Source organism: Paraburkholderia sp. SIMBA_027, assembly GCF_046535315.1.
GTDB lineage: Bacteria > Pseudomonadota > Gammaproteobacteria > Burkholderiales > Burkholderiaceae > Paraburkholderia > Paraburkholderia tropica.
The window spans coordinates 1-231 of the sequence record NZ_JAWRWY010001731.1; the positions used below are offsets into that span (position 1 = coordinate 1).

Below are 231 nucleotides of genomic sequence, written 5' to 3' on the forward strand. Positions count from 1 at the left end.
GTATGTTTCATTCAAAAGCTTATAGATTTTTACAAGACGGTCAACATTTTTTTTCTTTAATCCAAACTCAAGTGATTTTTCTAAATATTCACGGGCTTTTTCCTTATTGCCTTGGTTCAGATAGTAGTGCCCGTAACCACAATAGATTAATGATTTCACCTGATTTGTCGCATAATTATCATTCCGCTTAACATATACCATTGCTTTTTCTAAATTGACATACGCTGAATC

At 32.5% G+C, this 231-nt stretch carries 1 protein-coding gene; it reads right to left on the reverse strand.

Annotation, left to right across the window (positions count from 1 at the left end; genetic code table 11):
- The coding region (locus tag SB764_RS45080; RefSeq protein ID WP_410867444.1) for a hypothetical protein at nt 1-231 on the reverse strand (231 nt) is incomplete at both ends.